The 16,314-nt window shown below is 73.8% G+C and carries 14 protein-coding genes; all 14 read right to left on the bottom strand.

Annotated elements, in window-relative coordinates:
* Positions 1 to 124 precede the first annotated feature (124 nt).
* Positions 125 to 1,429: a cytochrome P450 gene (locus A3Q37_RS20580; RefSeq protein WP_065486789.1), complete on the bottom strand. Its 1,305-nt coding sequence runs from the start codon at positions 1,427 to 1,429 to the stop codon at positions 125 to 127.
* Positions 1,426 to 2,997 (bottom strand): tetratricopeptide repeat protein, encoded by a 1,572-nt coding sequence (locus tag A3Q37_RS20585; RefSeq protein ID WP_141693584.1) that lies wholly within the window; start codon positions 2,995 to 2,997, stop codon positions 1,426 to 1,428. The genes A3Q37_RS20580 and A3Q37_RS20585 overlap by 4 nt, the downstream gene beginning before the upstream one ends.
* 35 nt (positions 2,998 to 3,032) lie before the next feature.
* Positions 3,033 to 4,028 carry a nucleoside triphosphate pyrophosphohydrolase gene (locus A3Q37_RS20590; protein ID WP_065486793.1) on the bottom strand — a complete coding sequence of 332 codons (996 nt, stop codon included), beginning with the start codon at positions 4,026 to 4,028 and terminating at the stop codon, positions 3,033 to 3,035.
* A 113-nt stretch (positions 4,029 to 4,141) separates the two neighbouring features.
* Positions 4,142 to 4,795, bottom strand: coding sequence for a SurA N-terminal domain-containing protein (locus A3Q37_RS20595; protein WP_065486795.1), 654 nt, complete (start codon positions 4,793 to 4,795; stop codon positions 4,142 to 4,144).
* 122 nt (positions 4,796 to 4,917) lie between these two features.
* Positions 4,918 to 6,588, bottom strand: a complete 1,671-nt coding sequence (locus A3Q37_RS20600) for a serine/threonine-protein kinase (protein ID WP_065486798.1) — start codon at positions 6,586 to 6,588, stop codon at positions 4,918 to 4,920.
* Complete coding sequence (locus tag A3Q37_RS20605) at positions 6,585 to 7,211, bottom strand: hypothetical protein (RefSeq protein WP_065486800.1); 627 nt, start codon at positions 7,209 to 7,211, stop codon at positions 6,585 to 6,587. Before A3Q37_RS20605 ends, A3Q37_RS20600 begins: the two co-directional genes overlap by 4 nt.
* 140 nt (positions 7,212 to 7,351) lie before the next feature.
* Entirely contained in the window at positions 7,352 to 8,416 is a 1,065-nt protein-coding gene (locus tag A3Q37_RS20610; RefSeq protein WP_079137895.1) for an alpha-hydroxy acid oxidase, read from the bottom strand.
* Position 8,417: 1 nt separating this feature from the next.
* Positions 8,418 to 9,692: an ATP-grasp domain-containing protein gene (locus tag A3Q37_RS20615; RefSeq protein WP_065486802.1), complete on the bottom strand. Its 1,275-nt coding sequence runs from the start codon at positions 9,690 to 9,692 to the stop codon at positions 8,418 to 8,420.
* Positions 9,689 to 11,131, bottom strand: a complete 1,443-nt coding sequence (locus A3Q37_RS20620) for an MFS transporter (RefSeq protein WP_065486804.1) — start codon at positions 11,129 to 11,131, stop codon at positions 9,689 to 9,691. The genes A3Q37_RS20615 and A3Q37_RS20620 overlap by 4 nt, the downstream gene beginning before the upstream one ends.
* On the bottom strand, positions 11,128 to 11,880 hold the full coding sequence (locus tag A3Q37_RS20625) for a hypothetical protein (RefSeq protein ID WP_065486807.1): 753 nt from the start codon (positions 11,878 to 11,880) through the stop codon (positions 11,128 to 11,130). The genes A3Q37_RS20620 and A3Q37_RS20625 overlap by 4 nt, the downstream gene beginning before the upstream one ends.
* Positions 11,877 to 12,794 (bottom strand): branched-chain amino acid transaminase, encoded by a 918-nt coding sequence (locus tag A3Q37_RS20630; protein ID WP_032767270.1) that lies wholly within the window; start codon positions 12,792 to 12,794, stop codon positions 11,877 to 11,879. Before A3Q37_RS20630 ends, A3Q37_RS20625 begins: the two co-directional genes overlap by 4 nt.
* A 6-nt stretch (positions 12,795 to 12,800) precedes the next feature.
* A complete protein-coding gene (locus A3Q37_RS20635) occupies positions 12,801 to 14,018 on the bottom strand; it encodes a GNAT family N-acetyltransferase (protein WP_218064563.1) in 1,218 nt (405 codons plus the stop codon).
* Entirely contained in the window at positions 14,015 to 15,241 is a 1,227-nt protein-coding gene (locus A3Q37_RS20640; protein WP_065486810.1) for an acetyl-CoA carboxylase biotin carboxylase subunit family protein, read from the bottom strand. The genes A3Q37_RS20635 and A3Q37_RS20640 overlap by 4 nt, the downstream gene beginning before the upstream one ends.
* Positions 15,238 to 16,314, bottom strand: coding sequence for an Ldh family oxidoreductase (locus A3Q37_RS20645; protein ID WP_065486812.1), 1,077 nt, complete (start codon positions 16,312 to 16,314; stop codon positions 15,238 to 15,240). The genes A3Q37_RS20640 and A3Q37_RS20645 overlap by 4 nt, the downstream gene beginning before the upstream one ends.

Below are 16,314 nucleotides of genomic sequence, written 5' to 3' on the forward strand. Positions count from 1 at the left end.
GGATTCCGTGCCTGCGTCGGCGCACAAGTGACGCGTGAGCAACGTGCGACCGACGCGTCGAACCGTGAACCTAGCGGGACTCGAACGTGTGTCACAAGTCGATGCAGCGCAGATCACGTGAAAGTCACAGAGTTGACAGCGTGTCACTTTTTTCGGAACGGTTTCCCGGCTCGAACGCGACCGGGAGCGTGCGCAGTCCGCGCATGATGAGTCCGCCGCGCCAGCGCAAATCGGCAGGTTCTTCCGCAAGTCGCAGGTCAGGGAGGCGTCTCAGGAGCGTGGCCAGCGCGGTCCGCCCTTCGAGCCGGGCCAGCGGAGCCCCCAGGCAGTAGTGGATGCCGTGCCCGTAACCGAGGTGCTGATTGTCACGCCGTGCAAGGTCCAGCGTGTCCGGATCCGTGAACCGGTCCGGGTCGCGGTCGGCGGCCGCGAGCACCACCAGTACGGGGTCCCCGGCGGCGATCTCCTCGCCGCCCAGGGTCAGCGGCTCGGTGGCGTACCGCCAGGTCGCCATCTCGACCGGTCCGTCGAACCGGAGCAGTTCCTCGATCCCGGTGGTGAGCAGGGCGCTGTCCCCCGCGTCCAGCGAAGCTTGCAGCGTGGCGCGCTGCTCGGGGTGGCGCAGCAGGGCGTAGGTGCCGTTCCCGATCAGATTGACGGTCGTCTCGAACCCGGCGAAGAGAAGGATGAACGCCATCGCGGCCGCCTCATTCTCCGTGAGGTGCTCACCGTGGTCGCTGGCCCGGATCAGCCCGGAGATCAGGTCGTCGCCCGGATTCTCCCTTTTACGGTGGATGAGTTCGGCGAGATAGCCGCGCATCTTCTTCACCGACCGGGCGACCCCGCCGCGCGGCCCGCCGCCGTGCCGGATCATCATGCCCGCCCAGTCCCGGAAGTCGTCCTGGTCCTCGCGGGGGACGCCGAGCAGGTCGCAGATGGCGTAGATGGGGAGCGGGAAGGCGAAGTCATGGATCAGATCGGCCTTCCCCTCTTCGATGAACCCGTCGATGAGCCGGTCCGTCAGCTCCTGCACGCGGGGCGCGAACTCCGCGACCCGGCGCGGGGTGAACGCCTTGGACACGAGCCGGCGCAGCCGGGTGTGGTCCGGCGGATCGATATTGAGCAGATGCGTCATCAGCTCCGCCTTGCGCTCCCCCGGGATCCCCGTCTTCCCCTTGGCGTGCGGCGACTCGGCGTGGTGAGCCGGGTTCTTGGAGAGCCGCGCGTCGGCGAGCGCCTGCTTGGCGTCCCCGTACCGCGTCACGAGCCAGGCCTCGACCCCGCTGGGCAGGGCGGTGCGGTGCACGGGGCGGTGCTCGCGGAGCCAGGCGTAGGCGGGGTAGGGGTCGGCGGCGAACTCCCAGGTGAAGAGTTCGGGGGCGGGCTCGGGGGTGGTGGAGCTGTGGGGGCAGGCGGGGGTGTCGGTCACTCCTTGACGGTATCGGGCGGGGACTTGACGACCTTCCGCAGCCTGTCTGCGGCCCCCTGTGCGTCCTCGTAACCGGACTCCCCCAGCCGGTCCAGCCAGTAGACGGCACGGTCGGCGAACAGCCAGGCGAGGCGGGCCCGCGCTTGGGCGTCACCGGCCTCCGCCGCGCGCTCCAGATAGGTGATGGCGGGTACGGCTTCTCCCCGGTCGGCCAGTGCCTGCCCCACGATGCGGGCGGCCTCCACGCCGCCCGCGTCGGCGGAGTGCCGGAACCACTCCTCCGCGTACTCGCCCTGCCCGGTCGCCTCGTAGAGACGGCCGAGCACCAGGCCGACTTCCGGGCACCCGTCCGCCTCGCCCTCCAGCTCGCTCTGGGCGCACTCCACCACGAGTTCGCGCAGCTCCGGATTGCCCCGGACGGCTTCCAGGGCGTAGCGCCACAGGTTCAGCGGCACGGGCGGAGCGTCCGGACGGGACACCGCGTCCCGGTGCAGGGACGCGAAGGACCTCCAGGTGTCGGGCTCGGCACCCGGGACCAGCATTCCCGTGACGCCGTGCCGGACCTCGGACGCCCACGCGAGAGCGTCCTCGAACGACTCCCCGGCCGCCTGCGCGGCCTCCGGCCCGTACAGTGCGCACGCCTCGCGCAACAGGCTCGACGGGATCGGGGTGTCGTCCGTTCCGCACCGGGCCAGGTCCATGGCGACGCGCACCAGCAGATGGCCGTGCGGGTGGGCGTTCGGACGGCGGGCCCACCACCACTCGTCCCACAGCTCCGGGCCGACGGCGAGGAACGCGGCGATACCGTCGTCCTCGCACCAGTAGGACGCGTCTCCCAGCCGCCCGTCCTCGCGTGCCCCGGTCAGCCGCTTCAGCTCCTGCGGCGTCCACATGCGGCTCAGCTCCACCGGGTCGACGCCGACCAGCACCCGGGCGCGGGCCTGTCCGCCGAAGCGGTGGGCTTTGTACGCATCGTCGCTCATCGTGGCGATCACCGGGACGCGCAGGCGGACGAGTTCGGCGAGGAGCGCCGGGGTGAGGCCGTGTTCGCCGAGGTGGCCTTCCAGCTCGTCCAGCCAGATCACGCACCGGTCCTCGCCCCGGCCGCGCAGCACGGCGGGCAGGCCGCGCAGGTCCGTGCCGGCCGCAGGGGCGAGGAGGCGGTTCGTGCCCGGCAGGTTCGCGAGCATCGCCGCCCAGGCGGTCCGGCTCTTCCCGGACAGCGGCTCGCCGGTCACCAGGACCAGCCCACCGGACCTGGCGGCGGTGCGGACCCGCTCCTTCAGTAAGGCGTCGCCGTCCCGGGCGACGTACGGGGGCAGCGGTGGCTCATCGCCGATCCGCCGGGTACGCCGCACGCCGGAGGCGATCGGGTCGGCCGCGTCCAGCCGGGGCCATTCGGCGACCGGGGACAGGCCGGTGTGCGGCTGTTGCGCGTAGTAGGTGTGCATGCCGCCGTTGAGGGTCCCGGTCTGGACGACCGGGCCCTGGAAGGCGCCCCCCGAGACGGAGTTGCCCACGCCCACCACCGTGACGTCCGGCGCTTCCCGGTCCTCGGCCACACCCAACCCCCGCCCCTCGTCAAGCCCCTGCCGTCACCGTACTAACCCGCCCCGCCCTCCGCCGCCACGATCGCGTCCCGGTACGCCCGGGCCGCCGCGCGCAGGGCGGCCTCCGGGTCGGTGCCGTTCGCCTCGGCTTCCACGGCCAGGGCGAGCAGGTCGTAGCCGATGGTGTCGCCTGTCGGCAGGGGGACGTCCAGGTCGGACGCGCGGACGCGGCTCGCCAGCTTTGCGGCCAGGGCCAGGCCGGGCTGGCCCAGGGGGACGCCGTCGGTGACCGAGGTGCGCTGCTTCTCGATCGCCTTCGTGCGCAGCCAGTGCGCGTGGACGTCCTCGGGGGTCTCCGCCGTCTCGTCGCCGAAGACGTGCGGGTGGCGGTGGATCAGCTTCTCGACCAGGCCGCCCGCCACGTCGTCGATGGCGAAGGGCTCCTCGGGGTCCTCCTCCGCGATGCGCGCGTGGAAGACGACCTGGAGCAGGACGTCGCCCAGCTCCTCACGCAGTGCGTCCCGGTCGCCGACCTCGATCGCCTCGACCAGTTCGTACGCCTCCTCGATCGCGTACTTGGCGAGGCCCCGGTGCGTCTTCTGCGAAGTCCAGGGGCACACCTGGCGGATCCGGTCCATGACCTGGACCAGGTCGAGGAGGCGGGCGCCGGGCAGATCGTAGGAGCCGGGGAGCAGTTCCAGGTCCGGCATGGCCACCCGGCCGGAGCCGCCGAGGCGGGCCAGGCCGTCGGTGAGGGGGCCGTTGCCCTCGCCGCCGGTCAGGACGACGACCGTCCGGCCGCCCGCGCAGTCCGCGACCAGCTCGTCCGCGGAGGGCGTGGTGTGTTCGACGCGTACGCCCGCCTCGCGGAGGTAGGGCAGCTGCGGCTGGTCCGGGTCCGCGGTGAGGACGCGGTCGGCGGCGTGCAGCGTCTGCCAGGCCGGCCAGGACAGCAGGCCGGGCGCGACCCGGTGGCTGGCGGTGAGCAGGACGATGCGGCCGGGGTCGGCGGGGGTCTCGACGGAGGCGTCGGGGGCTTCGGCGTTCACCCTGCGAACCTACCTCCGGAAGGGGACCTGCCTCCGGCCCGTCGGTCCCGAGAGAGGGAACCCGCCTCCGGCTCCGCGAGCAGCCGACGGGCCGCCCTGCGCAGCCGGGACGGTCAGGCCTCCGTCGGCTGCTCCGGGGTGAACTCGGTGCGCTGCGTGATCCACGGCGCGCTGTAGTTGCCGAGCTGCATCTTCTGGTCGTCCCAGGCGCCGAAGCGCGGGTTCACGTCGATGTCGAGGGCCTTCGACGCCTTCGTGAGGGCCTCGCCGACGACCTGCTGGCCGGCGGGCGTGCCCAGGTCCGCGCCGAGTGCGCGGGCCAGCTTCGGGAGCTGGACCTCCTGGCGCATGTCGGCGTCGATCTGGTCCGGGGCCACCCAGCGCTGCTGGAGCATCATCGCCTCGAACTGCTCCTCGCCGCCCTGCTGGGCGAGGCCGGCCTGCCGCATCTCCTGGATCTCCTTGCGGGAGACCGTGACCCCCGCGTCCGCGGCGGCGCGGTCGAGGATCCGGCCGAAGATCAGCCCGTGCAGCTTGGCGCGGTTGAGCTGGCCCGACTTGTTCACCAGCTGGGCCGCCTGCGGGGAGTTCTCCTGGGCGGTCCGGACCTCCGCGGCCCGCTCCTGGACCGCCGCCACCGTGATCCGCTCGCCGCCCACGACGGCCGCGGCACCGGGGTGGGCCTGGTTGCCGCAGGCCGCGAGGAGCGGCGCGGAGACGAGCGTTGCGGCGAGGACGACGAGCGCGGTGCGACGACGGCGGTGCAAAGGAGCCTCCCGGGGAGAGTTTGTGCATCGGTGCACAAAGCCTTGCGGTGATCGATGTTAGGCAGTGGATGTGGTGCGTGCCACTGATTCGACCAACGATTCCGGAGGAGTTGGGGATGTGGTCAGCCGCCGCGGACGTCCCGCTGGTGGCTGAGCAGGCGGCGCAGGTCCATGGGCAGCGGGTGGTGCGGCCCGTAGGTACGCTCGGCGTCGTACAGCAGCGCCTGGAGCTGGGCCCGGCCCGCGGTGTGGTCGCCGACCGCCAGGAGCAGTTGTCCGATGCGGTGCCGGATGTCGAGGGCGCGGCCGGGGTCGGCGGTGATCGGCCCGTAGGCGTTCTCGTAGTACGGGAGGACCGCGCGGTACTCGACCAGCGCGGCCCCGGCCTCGCCGAGCTGTTCCAGGCACTGGGCCGCGTCGTAACGGAACTGGAGGGCCTGGGGGTCGGCCGGGCCCGCCTCGGCGGTGCGGTCCTCGGCGAGGCGGCGCAGCTCGGGCAGGGCGCGGCGGTACTGGCCGTCGTCCATGAGCGTGGCGGCGTACTGCTTGCGCAGGATGCGGACGACCGGTGAGTGCTCGCCGTGTTCGGCGGCGGCGGCCGGGAGGGTGGCGCCGAGTACGTCCACGGCCTGGGTGATCCGGCCCTCGCCGAGCAGCTTCTTCACCTCGTCCACGGCCCGCGCGACGTCCAGCCTGCCGGGCGGCGGGGTGGCGGGGCGGGCAGGGACGGCCGGGACCGGGGTCGAGGCCGGGGACGGGAGGACGGCCAGGGGCGGGGTGAAGGACGGCGGGCCGCCGAGGGCCGGCCGCGTCGCGGCGGAGACGGGCGGCGGCGCGGCGAACGTGGCGGGCGCGGGCACGGGGGCCGGGGTGGCGGCCCGGTCCGGCCAGGGGGCGTGCGGCCGCAGGAACGGCCGGGTCGGGTCGAGCGGCCCGGCGGGGGTGCCGTGCTTCGGCAGCAGCGGGGCCAGCTCCTCGTACACCTCCTGCGCGGAGGCGGGCCTGTCCTGCGGGTCCTTCGCGAGCAGCCGCAGGACGAGGGCCTCCAGCGCGACGGGCACCTCGGGGCGCTTCTGCCGGACCGGGACCGGGGCCTCGTAGAGGTGGCGGTGCAGGACGCCGAGCGCGGTGGACCCGGCGAACGGCACGTCACCGCTGAGGAGTTCGTGCAGGACGACCCCGAGGGCGTACAGGTCGGTGCGCGGGCCGACCGCGCCGCCCATCGCCTGCTCGGGGGCCATGTAGGCCGGGGAACCGATGGGCGAACCGGTGTGCGTGAGGCGGGTGGTGTCGGTGTCGAGGACGGAGGCGACGCCGAGGTCGAGGACGGTGAGGGTGCCGTCGGGGCGGACCATCACGTTCCGGGGCTTGAGGTCCCGGTGGACGATCGGCACGGCGTGCACCGCGCAGAGCACCGCGCAGAGCTGGGCGGCGACCGCGACGGCCCACGGCCAGGGGTACGGGTCCTGCCCGGCCAGATGGTCGGCGAGGTCGGCGCCCTCGACGTACTGCATGACGAGGTAGAGGTCGTCGCCGTCGCTGCCCGCGTCGTGGACGGTGACCAGGCCCGGGTGGTCGACCTGGGCGGTGACCCGGCACTCCCGGACGAACCGGCTGCGCAGTTCGTCGGCCGCGTCGCTGCCGGTGGGCCCGGCGACCCGGTCGGGGCGCAGCAGCTTCACGGCGACGCGGCGGTCGAGGCGCCGGTCGTACGCCGTCCACACCTGGCCCATGCCGCCCTGGCCGAGGATGGCCGCCAGCTCGTACCGGTCGGCGATGGTCCGCCCGCTCACCGGCCCTCGCCGTCCCTGCTGTCCTTGTTCCCCTTACGGAGGTAGTCGCTCAGCTCGTCCAGCTCGGCCCGGACCTGGTCGAGGCGCTGGGGCGCGGGCGTGGGGGTGGGCGGGGTGGTCGGCGCGGTGTACGGGTTGGGCTGCTGACGCTGCTGAGGCTGAGGCTGGTGCTGTTGGGGCTGGTGCGGCTGGTGTTGGGCGAGGTGCTGCTGGTGGTACGGGAGCGGGGGCGCCGGGTGCGTGGGCGCGCCGTACGGGACCGGGGCGCCGAGGGCGTTGTAGTGCCGTATCTCCGTGTACAGGTAGTAGGTGATCACCCCGGCCAGCAGGCCGACGACCCAGAACAGCATGAACACCGCCGCCGCGTCCGACATCTCGTCGGGGTCGTCCGGTGTGGCCATGATGAAGGCGAACAGCCCGATGGTGAGGGCGATCACGACCACCAGCAGGAACCAGTCGCGCGGCCTGCGGGTGACGATCGCGAGCCGCAGCATCGCCGCCCAGCCCAACAGGCCGCAGCTCAGCACGGTCACCACGACGAGGATCACGCGCACCGTCGTGAGCGTCGCCGGGGACGGCCGCGATGTCGTCGGCTGCTGCGGCATGGGGCCGTAGCCGTGCATGTGCTGCTCCTGGGAGGCGTATGTCGGACGTGTGGGGTGAGCGTATACACCTCCGCCGACCGGCTGAGCCGGTTGTACCCGACGTTGTGCCCAACCGTTGCAGTTCGCCTCGTCCGGGCGGTCCCCACGGCCTCCGGGCCCTACCGGTGCAGCAGGTCCGCGCCGATGCCGGCCACGGTGGCCGCCCCGGCCAGGGCCATGGCCGTCCGCAGCTGGCTCCGGTAGGAGTCCAGCAGCGACGCCACGCCGTCGGCGCCGTCCAGCGCCAGGGCCCAGAGCACCGGACGGCCGATCAGAACGCCGTGCGCGCCAAGGGCCAGCGCGGCCAGGACGTCCGTGCCGGTCTCGATGCCGCCGTCGGCCAGCACCGGAACCCGGTCCCCGACCGCCGCCGCCACCGCGGGCAGCGCGTCGGCGCTCGGCATCGCCCGGTCCAGCTGACGGCCACCGTGGTTGGAGACGATGACGCCCGCCGCCCCCGCCGCCGCACAGGCCTGTGCGTCGTCCGCCCGGAGCACCCCTTTGACCAGTACCGGCAGACCGGAAATCCGGCGCAGCTCGGCGATGGCGCCGAACCCGACCGACGGGTCCTGCTCCCAGCCGGGCAGCCGGGTGGCGACCCCCACCGACCGGCACAGCTCGTCGTCCCGCGGCAGCGGGAGCGGGAGCCCGCCGGTGTCCCGGGGCGGCACGTAGGGGGCGTCGACGGTCAGGACGAGGGCCCGTGCCCCCGCCGCCGTCGCCCGCTCCACCTGACGGCGGGTGAGATCGGGGTCCCGCAGCCAGTAGACCTGGTACCACCACGGCCCCGCCACCGCCGCGACGTCCTCCGGGTGCCGGGTCGCCCGGGAGGAGAGCACCATCAGTGAACCGGCCGCCGCCGCCCCCGCCGCGGTGGCCGTCTCGCCCTCGTCGTGGGCCATCCGGTGAAAGGCGGTCGGGCCCACCAGCACAGGGGCGGCGAGCCTGCTGCCGAGCAGCTCCGTGCCGGTGTCGACGGCCGACACGTCCCGCAGCACCCGCGGGGCGAACCGCCGGGTCCGCCAGGCCCCGGCCGCCTCCGCCACACTGATCCCCTCGTCGGCCCCCGCGGCGTAGAACGCGTGCGCCCCGGGCGGCAGTACGGCCCGGGCGCGCTCGGCCAGCCCCCGGCCCGCGGTGACCGAAGGACCGGTCGTCCGCGGTCGTGCGGCGTCGGTCGTCATGTCAGACCCACTCCGCGGCGGCGGACCCGGCGCCGCCGGACACCCGTACGGTGAAGTCCAGCCCGAGCGCGGCGCTCCGCGCCCGTTCGACCGCTTCCGCCTCGTCCGCTCCCCTGGCCCGGACGAACGCGGCGCGGGACTCGGAACTCTCCAGCCCGCCCACCTCGTCGCCCGGCTCCAGCAGGGCCTCGACGGCGACGACGTCCGGCAGTTCGGCCGCCTCCGCGAGCCCGCCGATCGAGTCCAGCCGGCCGCGCGCCTGCGGTACCGCGAACCAGATCGCCTCCGGGCGCCGGTCCACGGTCGGGTCGGCCAGGGCGGTACGGATGTCGTCCAGCACCGGCAGACCGAGCGTCTGGCGGGCCACGCAGGAGATCAGGTCCACCCCGGTGACGTCCTGAACGAGGTAGGGAATCTCGTCGCCGGCGAGCCGCACATGGGTCTCGATGACCCGGGGGCCCTCCTTGGTCAGCACCACCTCGGTGTGGGTGATCCCGTAGCCGATCTCCAGGGCGTCGAGCAGCGCCCGGACGTAGCCGTGCACTGCCTCGGTCTCGTCCTCGGACAGTGCGGCGGGGACGACGTGCCCGAGTTCGACGAAACCCACCGGGTCGGAGAACTTGCGGGTGATCGCCACGATCACGTGCTCGCCGTCCTCGGAGAACGCCTCGACGCTGAACTGGGGCCCTTCGTGGAAGCGTTCCACCAGCACGCCCGCGTCCGGGATGAGCGCGAAGTCGGCCGAGGCCCGCGCGAAGGCCGCGTCAGCCTCCTCGGCGTCGCGCACCACCGAGACGCCGAAACTGCCCGCACCCTGGGCGGGTTTCACGACGCACGGGGTGCCGTGCTCGTCGAGGAACGCCCGCAGCGCAGCGGCGTCGGGCACCCTGGCCACCGGCGTCGTGTCGACCCCGGTCTCCGCCAGTCGCCGGCGCATCGCGTGCTTGTCGTGCACCCACGCGACGGTCCGCGGGCTGTGGCAGGGCAGCCCCAGCGCGTCGGCGACGGCGGCCGCGCGGTCCTGGTCCCGCTCGCCGAACGTGCCGACCCGGGTGAACGGGTGGCGGGCGTGCACCGCGGCGGCCAGCGCCACCCACTCCTCGTCGGGTGCTCCGCTGCGCAGGCCGATGATCCGGTCGTGCTGGGCGGGCTTGCGGATCTTGGGCACGAGGTCGAGTCGGCACAGGATCGTGGTGGCGGTGCCGGGGCCGCCGGTCTCGCGGATCAGGCCGGGGATCTCCCGCCCGCCGCCGACGATGAGGACATGTTCGGTCATGACTCCACCTCGGAGAGTGTCGGAGTGGTCGGGGTGTCGGTGGGAGCCGGAGAGCCGGTGGCCCTCGCGGTGGCGGCGGGCGCCGGGGCGGGGGCGTGGTCGACGGCGGGCTCCGGCCGGGGGCCGCCGGTGGCGCGCAGGCCGAGACCCGCGAGCAGGAACACTCCGGCCAGCAGGGCCCAGCCGGCCGTCCCCAGGGGCAGCACCACAGCGGTCATCAGGACCGGCCCCACGATCTGCTGGCCGGTGACGCCCAGGCTGAAGGTCGCCAGGTAGCGGGCGCGGGCGGGGGCCGGTGACATGTCGTACGACAGGTTCCAGACCGCGACGGAGTGCACGTTCTCGCCCACCGTCAGCAGGACCACCGCGATCACCGCGAAGGCCGCGGCGGGCCAGGCCGGGACGTGCTCCGCGCCCGCGAACACCCCGCAGGACAGCAGCAGCGGGACCAGTGCGAACCAGATGAGCCGCAGCGCCCGGGCGGTGGTGTCGGCGAACTTCGCCACGTACACCTGGAGCACCACGGTGAGCACCGTGTTCACGGCGAGGAGCACCGAGACCGCCGAAGCGGGCGCCGAGGTGGCCGTGGTCAGCCACAGCGGCAGCAGCAGGAAGAGCACCGAGTCGTGCAGGGAAAGGATCCCGTTGGAGACGGTGAACAGCAGGAAGCGCAGGTCCAGGAACGGGCTGCGCACCGGGGCCGGTTCGGGGTCCGGCTCTGCGGCTGTCTCCTCGGCGAGCGGCACGGCCTTCTTCACCGTGACGGCCCCCGCCGGGTCCTCCACCCTTCGGCGCAGCCGCTCGACGACCAGCGCGATCACGAAGAACGTGAGGGCGTTGCCGAGGAACAGGGCGGCGAACGCGGCCCGGTGCTCGATCGCGAGCACCGCTCCGGCCAGCAGGAATCCGGCGGTGAGTCCGATGTTGCGCACCGAACGGATGGAGGCCATGGTGCGGGCCTGGTTCTCGCCGCCCTCGATAAGTCCGACCACGACCTGCTGCAACGGCGAGCAGCCTCGGTCCAGGGCGGTGAGGACGCAGGTCAGGACGGCGTACGGCCAGAAGCTGTCGACCAGCGCGAAGCCCGCGTACCCCACGCCCCGGGCCGCGAGCAGGATGACGTAGACACGGGTGGGTCCGACGCGGTCGGCCAGTCGGCCGAAGGGCACCGGGCTGATCAGTCCGATGATGCTCGCGATGGAGATCACCGCGCCCACCTGGGTGGCCGGGATCCCGACGACGGTGACGAAGTAGAGCGTGGAGGCGGCCAGGAACATGCCGGAGCCGACGGAGTCGGCGACGGCTCCGGCGGCCAGCTTCCGGCCGGCCGACGTCCGGGGCAGGATGGCGAGCGCGAGGCGCAGGATCCGGCCGGCAGGCCGGTCCGCCGCCCCGTCCGTTCCCGGGCCGGACGACCGGCTCGCAGGGGACTCGCTCATCCGGCACCGCCCTCCTGGGCCGGGCCCCCGGCGGCGAAGGCCCCGATCCAGGCCGCCAGCTCACCGGTCCGGCGGACATGAACGGCGGTGGCCGCCTCCGGTGGGGGCAGCCGCAGCCAGTTCCAGGCGTATCTGCGGGCCGCGTTGACCAGTTGCTCGGCGTCGTTCCCGCCCCGGGCTCGCGCCTGGGCGAGGAGCGCGGCGGTCAGCCGAATCCGGGCGACGCGGTCCACCAGGACCCAGCCGCCCGCCACCGTGCAGGCGGGATCGGCGCCGGCCCACTCGGCGCGGACGGAGACCAGACCGCGCAGGGCTTCGTCCGCGATGTCCCAGGCACCGGCGGCCCGGCCGTCCGGCCGGCCCCCGAGCCCCGCCCGCAGCAGGGCGCACACCGCGTCGTAGTGGTCCGGTTCGGCGAGGCGGGTGACGATCCGGGCGACCTCCCGGTGGGCGGCCTCCAGGGACGGCCCGCCGTCCAGCCGTGTTCCGGTCCGGGACAGGGTCCGTACGACGTCGTCCTCGACGGCCCGGCACACGCAGGCGTCGACGGACCGGGCCGCCGCGTCATGACCGCCCTCGTCGTCCGCCGGCCGGGCGACGGCGGCGCGTGCGGCGGCCAGGTCGATGAGCCGGTCGCAGATCTCCTCGTTCAGCGACTCCTGCCCCGCTCGCAGCGGGGGAAGCCCGGCGGCGGCGGCCTCCAGCCGCGCCGCCGCCCGCTTCGACGCGCTGAGGACCTCGCCGGTCACACGCGCTCCAGCCAGTGCGCGTACCTCTCGTCGCGGCCCCGGACGACCTCGTGGAAGAGGTCGCGGAGCTGCTTGGTGACAGGGCCGACGCCGGAGCCGACGCGCCTCTCGTCCACCGACGCGACGGGAACGATCTCGGCGGCGGTGCCGGTGAGGAAGGCCTCGTCGGCGATGTAGACCTCGCTGCGCGGGACGCTGCGCTCGGTGACCTTCAGCCCGAGGTCGCGGGCGAAGGTGAGGGCGCAGTCGCGGGTGAGTCCGGGCAGGATGCCGTCGCTGACGGGCGGCGTGATGAGTTCGCCGTCACGGACGAGGAAGAGGTTGGCGGCCGACGCCTCCGCGATATGGCCGTTGGCGGTGAGCATCAGCGCGTCGTCGTATCCGGCACGCTGGGCGCCGACCTTGGCCAGCGCGCTGTTGACGTAGGCGCCGGTCGCCTTGGCCAGCGGCGGCACGGTCTGGTTGGAGTTGCGCTGCCAGTTGCTGACGATCAGGCGGCAGCCCTCGCTCTCGGCGGTGTCGCCGAGGTACGAGCCCCAGGGCCAGACGGCGATGGACATACGGACGGCGTCGAGCTGGGGGGCGACGCCCATCTCGCCGTAGCCGAGGTAGGCGATGGGCCGGATGTAGCAGGAGTCGTGGCCGTTGACCCGGACCAGTTCGCGGACGGCTTCGACGAGTTCCTCGTCGGTCCAGGACAGCTCCATGAGGTAGACGCGGGCGGAGTCGCGCAGCCGGGAGATGTGGTCGCGCAGCCGGAAGACGGCGGACCCGGTCTCGGTGGCGTAGGCACGGATGCCTTCGTACACCCCCCAGCCGTAGTGCAGGCTCGGGGTGAGGACGTGCACGGTGGCGTCGTCCCAGGGGACCAGTTCGCCGTCCATCCAGATGTACGGGGTAGGGGTCAGGGGCATGTCGGCTCAGTCTCCTTGTGTGGTGGTGCGGTGGGGGCCGAGGCTGCGCAGCCGTTCGTCCTCGCTCACGCCCTGGAGGCGGACGGTGTCGGTGAGGGTGCGGTGGCCGTCGCCGGCGAAGCGGAACCAGCCGCGCCGCGGTTCGATGTCGCAGCCACGCAGCCTCTTGGCCTCGTAGGCGGCCAGGCCGTACCAGATCTCCCGGACGCCGTTGGCCAGGGACCAGCGGACCGCCTCGTGGTAGGTGAGGGAGAAGTAGACGCCCCGGGCCCGGTCCTCGTCGAAGCCCGCGGTGCGCGCGTACAGGGCGTTCCCGGCCCGGAGGAAGAGGACGAACCCGAGGGCCTCGCCGTCGCGTTCGGCGCTGAAGACCAGGCAGCTGTCGCCGACGGTCTCGCGGATGGCGTCGAAGTCCCGCTCGACGCGGGCCCGCCCGCCGGGCAGCCCGTACTTGGCACGCAGGGCGACCTGAAGATCGACGACGGCCCCGGTGAGCGCGTCGGCGCCGTGCCGGATGACGGTGGTGAAACCGGCCTCGTTGTAGTCGCGCAGCTCGCGGCGGAGCCGGGTGCGCTTGCGGCTGGTCAGGGCGGCCAGATAACCGTCCCAGTCGGGGGCGTTCAGCCGGAGTACGGATTCGGCGCCGAGCGCGGCCGGGGTGTGCCCGCGGGCCTCCGCGGCCGGGCCGATCAGCGCGGCCTGCTCGTCGGAGGCGTACAGCAGTCCGGTGCTGCGGCAGCCGAGCTGTTCGGCGGCCTCGTCGAGGAGCCGGGGCAACTCGGAGAGCACCTCTCGCCGCTCGGCGGGGGTGCGGCCGGCCGCGTGGACGAGGCCGAGGTGGGAGCCGAAGACGGACAGGGCGAGGGAGGGATACTGGCCGCGGCGGGCGTCCGGGAGGCCGGTGACGGCCTCCTCCCACCGGGCCCGATCGCCTTCCGGCAGTCGTTCCGGGTCACCGAACGCGCCGAGGTCGCCGACCATCTTGGGCACGTCGTAGAACAGGAGTCCGCCGCCGTCCCGGGTGAGCAGCAGCGGCGCCAGTGCGACGAGGTCACCGCCCGCCCCGTACACCCCCAGGTAGTGGGCCTCGTGCAGGTCGGTGCGCTCGGTGAAACGCCACCAGCGGTCGTCCTCCCAGATGACCGGCGGGCGGTCGAGGGCGGGGAGTCCGGCTGCGGTCGGCCGCTCGTCGGGGCCCAGGACCCGGACGGTCAGCGTGCTCATCGGGACACCTCCGTGGCGCGTTCCCAGCCGAATCCCGCCTCGGCCTCGGCCTCGCTCTTGGCGACGCGAGCGAGCAGTTCGCCCTCGGTGCGGGCGGTCACCAGCCAGGTGGCGACGAAGTCGCCGGACTTGCGGTCGCGGTAGCGGGCACCGCCCCAGTCGTCGCCGGTCCGGGCGAGGACCGTGAAGTCCTCCGTTCCGGCGGGCGGTTGCCCGGGTACGCGGGTGATCCGGCCGTTCCGCGGGGGCAGGCCGAAGTTGGCGACCAGGGGTGCGGAGCGGGCACGGTCCGCCACGGCATCCAGGTCGACGGGCAGCCCGCACTCGATCCTGGACCACAACTCCCGTGGATCCAGGCCCAGTACGGTGGTGAGCATGGCGGGGATCGGGGTGCCGCCGACGCGTCCGGCGATCTCACAGAGGATGATCTCCTCCGCCTCGGTCACGAAGAACTCGGCGTGGACGAAGAGGGCGGGCGCCGGGGGCAGGGCGGTGACGAGCCGCCGGGTCTCCTCGACCAGCCGGGCGTGCAGCGGATCGCCCGCTTCCAGGGTCCAGCTGCCGTTGCCGGAGTCCGTCCAGTGCGACAGACAGCCGCCGTCGGTGTAGACGGAGGGGATGGACACCACGAACTCACCGCCCACGTGCAGGGCGTCGACGTGGCAGAAACGGCCGGTCACGAACTCCTCGGCCTCGTGACCGCCGGAGCGCACCCGCTCCGCCACGGCCCGGGCGTCCTCGGGCCGGTGCAGGACGGCGACCCCGGTGGAGCCGGAGCCGTCGCGGGGTTTGACCACGACGGGCCCGGGGTGCGCGGCCATGAAGGCCAGCACCTCGGCCTCGTCGTGGACGGGCGCGAAGACGGGCACCCGGATGCCCCCGGCCCGGGCGTACTCCTTCATCAGGACCTTGTCGCGGTAGGCGCGGGCGCTCTTGGGGCGCTGGCCCGGCAGGTCCAGCTCTTCGCGCAGGTCGGCCGCCCGCTCGACGTCCACCTCCGCCAGGGCCAGCACCCGGGTCACGTCGTGACGGGCGCGAAGCCGTCGTACGGCGTCGCGCACGGCGGTGTCGTCGGTGTAGTCGGCGACCCGCTCCACGGCGAGGAACCCCGGGCCGGGGTCGACCCCGTCGGCGGTGACGGCGAGCAGCCGGCCGCGCTCCTCGCCGAGCCATCGGGCGAACGGGAGCCCGGCGTTGCGGGGGCTGATCAGGATCAGGATCATGCGTCGGCCCCGATCCCATGGCGGGCCGCGAGATCGGCGAAGGCGCGGGCGGTATGCGGATCGAGCGGGATGCCGTGCTCGGTGCGCTCCCGGGCGATGCGCTGCTGCGGGTCGCCCGGGACCTGGACGGGCGCTGCCGCGTCCACGGCGGGCGGGGTGCCCCGGGTGGTGGTGAGCAGGTCCGCGAAGCCCTCGGCGAAGCTGTCCGTGCCGCCGAAGGCGGCCGGGTCCAGGCAGATCAGGAAGTGGCCGACCTGACGGCTCCGCCCGGGGGCGGACTCGCCGATGTGCTCCAGGTGCCAGTCGGCGGGCGAGCCGGTGAGGACGGCCCCCAGCAGGGTGGCGACCATGGCCAGGCCCTGGCCCTTGTAGCCGCCGAGCGGGGAGAGCGCGTACGCCCGGTCCGGGTCGGTGGCGGGCCGGCCGTCCTCGTCGGTGGCCCAGCCGGTGTCGAGGGCGCGGCCGTGCTTGCGCCGCTCCTTGATCTCCCCGAAGCAGACCTGGCTGGTGGCCATGTCGAGCGCGAACTCGTCCCCGTCGACGGAGGCGGCGAAGCTCAGCGGGTTGGTGCCGTACAGCGGGCGGGTACCGGAGTAGGGGGCCACGCGGGGCGCGGCGGACGTCGTGACGATGCCGACGAGGCCCCGCTGTGCGAGGTAGCGGCTGTAGACGGAGGCGGCGCCGAAGTGGTTGGAGTTGCGGACGCCGACGGCGCACACCCCGTGGACCGGGGCGCGTTCGGCGGCGGCCCGGGCGGCGGCCAGTCCGGCGACCACGCCGAGCGCGCCGTCGGCGTCCAGCATCAGGGCCGGGCCGGTGTCCCGGATCGCGGTGACGGCGGGCCGGGCGGTGGCGATACCGTCCCGGAGTTCGGCCAAATACTGCGGAAGCAGCCGCAGGCCGTGGGTGTCGATGCCCCGCAGCGAGGTCTCGGTGAGCGCGGCCGCCACGTCGCGGGCGTCGCCCTCGGGGACGCCCGCCTCCCGCAGCGCGGCGACGGCGACGGCGGTGGCGGCCTGGGGAGTCAGCCGGGCGACGGCGTCGGTCGCGGGCGGTTCGTGCACGCTGGTCAT

This window comes from Streptomyces sp. PTY087I2 (assembly GCF_001687325.1).
Taxonomy (GTDB): Bacteria; Actinomycetota; Actinomycetes; order Streptomycetales; family Streptomycetaceae; genus Streptomyces.

Excerpts from the sequence above, each read along its gene's own strand:
- A3Q37_RS20605 (WP_065486800.1), bottom strand. The coding sequence starts at position 7,211 with ATGCACGGCTACGGCCCCATGCCGCAGCAGCCGACGACATCGCGGCCG.
- A3Q37_RS20610 (WP_079137895.1), bottom strand. The coding sequence starts at position 8,416 with ATGACGACCGACGCCGCACGACCGCGGACGACCGGTCCTTCGGTCACC.
- A3Q37_RS20615 (WP_065486802.1), bottom strand. The coding sequence starts at position 9,692 with ATGACCGAACATGTCCTCATCGTCGGCGGCGGGCGGGAGATCCCCGGC.
- A3Q37_RS20620 (WP_065486804.1), bottom strand. The coding sequence starts at position 11,131 with ATGAGCGAGTCCCCTGCGAGCCGGTCGTCCGGCCCGGGAACGGACGGG.
- A3Q37_RS20630 (WP_032767270.1), bottom strand. The coding sequence starts at position 12,794 with ATGCCCCTGACCCCTACCCCGTACATCTGGATGGACGGCGAACTGGTC.
- A3Q37_RS20635 (WP_218064563.1), bottom strand. The coding sequence starts at position 14,018 with ATGAGCACGCTGACCGTCCGGGTCCTGGGCCCCGACGAGCGGCCGACC.
- A3Q37_RS20640 (WP_065486810.1), bottom strand. The coding sequence starts at position 15,241 with ATGATCCTGATCCTGATCAGCCCCCGCAACGCCGGGCTCCCGTTCGCC.
- A3Q37_RS20645 (WP_065486812.1), bottom strand. The coding sequence starts at position 16,314 with ATGACCAGCGTGCACGAACCGCCCGCGACCGACGCCGTCGCCCGGCTG.